General features: G+C 43.2%; 4 tRNA genes. All 4 read left to right on the top strand.

Annotation, left to right across the window (positions count from 1 at the left end):
* Positions 1-111 precede the first annotated feature (111 nt).
* The 4 genes from AC1QQ2_RS14770 to AC1QQ2_RS14785 all read left to right on the top strand — a co-directional run bounded on the left by AC1QQ2_RS14770 (position 112) and on the right by AC1QQ2_RS14785 (position 605).
* Positions 112-205 (top strand) — tRNA-Ser (locus tag AC1QQ2_RS14770).
* 73 nt (positions 206-278) lie between these two features.
* Positions 279-354: transfer RNA gene (locus tag AC1QQ2_RS14775), tRNA-Thr, on the top strand.
* Between the two features lie 80 nt (positions 355-434).
* A tRNA-Leu gene (locus AC1QQ2_RS14780) sits at positions 435-519 on the top strand.
* Between the two features lie 10 nt (positions 520-529).
* Positions 530-605 (top strand) — tRNA-Ala (locus tag AC1QQ2_RS14785).
* The last annotated feature ends 78 nt before the right edge of the window (positions 606-683 follow it).

The raw sequence follows: 683 nt of genomic DNA on the forward strand, positions 1-683 counted from the left end.
AAAGAATCTATGCAGACAATGTGCAAGAGGCTAAAAAACTTTTCGAACAACTGTACGGTGGTCCAAGAAAAGTTCCTTACATTCCGCATGTAGTGCCTAGTTAAAGTTTAAGGTGAGCTGACCGAGTGGCCGAAGGTACTCCCCTGCTAAGGGAGCATACGTGCTAAAACATGTATCGAGAGTTCGAATCTCTCGCTCACCGCCAATATAATCTAATATAGTTGACAACATATATGTTAGGCATATATAATGTGTACTTGTTAAGAAATTAACAAATTGCCGGTTTAGCTCATTTGGTAGAGCAACGCACTTGTAATGCGTAGGTGGTCAGTTCGAATCCGACAAGCGGCACCATTTAAAAGCATATTAGTTCCTAGGGTTGTTCCGAAGGTTATTACTGTATTGCAGTCCTAGTATGTTTTTATATGGTGAAGGCCCTGGTGGCGAAATTGGTAGACGCACTAGATTTAGGTTCTAGCGTAGAGATACGTGACGGTTCGAGTCCGTCCTAGGGCACCATAAAATATTTGGGGGTGTAGCTCACCTGGGAGAGCGCTTGATTTGCATTCAAGAGGTAGCGGGTTCAAGTCCTGTCACCTCCACCAAAGTTTAGAGATACAATATGCCAATGTACGAAGCAACTGTTAGGACACCAAATGGTGAAGAGCAAAAACGAGTCTATG

Origin of the sequence: Aestuarium sp. (assembly GCF_023253315.1) — a bacterium.
Classification (GTDB): Bacteria; Pseudomonadota; Alphaproteobacteria; order Rhodobacterales; family Rhodobacteraceae; genus Marivivens; species Marivivens donghaensis.